Consider the following 557-nt stretch of genomic DNA (forward strand, 5'->3'; position numbering starts at 1 on the left):
GACGCCAACAACAACGTCACCTACGACGTGGTCGATAACCCCACGTTCGCCGGCATGGTCAACGCCAACGGCGGCCTGAGCGTGGGCGCCGGCCAGTCCGTGAACATGGGTGGCAACCAGGTCACGAACGTCGCCAACGGCTCGGCCGCGACCGACGCCGCGAACATGGGCCAGCTCAACGCCCTGGCCGCGACTCCGCTGAGCGTCGCCGGCAACACCGGCAGCGCGGCGCGGAAGCTGGGCGACACCGTCACGATCAAGGGCGGCGGCGCCACGGCCGGTACGTACTCCGACAGCAACGTCAAGACCGTGGTGGACAGCTCGGGCAACGTGGACGTGCAGTTCGCCGACGCGCCGACGTTTGCCGGCGCCGTCACGGCCGATGGCGTCAACTCGAGCGGCATGATCAACGCCAATGGCGGCCTGAGCGTGGGCGCTGGTCAGACCGTGAACATGGGCGGCAACCCGGTCACGAACGTGGCAGCGGGCGTGGCCGATACGGACGCGGTGAACGTTGCCCAGCTGAACGTGGTGGGCGCGAAGGGCGACCAGACGGG

General features: G+C 69.1%; 1 pseudogene. It reads left to right on the plus strand.

Annotated elements, in window-relative coordinates:
* A pseudogene (locus U5775_RS38975) lies at window positions 1-557 on the plus strand (hypothetical protein); the annotation flags it as partial.

This window comes from Paraburkholderia sp. J63, assembly GCF_905220245.1.
GTDB lineage: Bacteria > Pseudomonadota > Gammaproteobacteria > Burkholderiales > Burkholderiaceae > Paraburkholderia.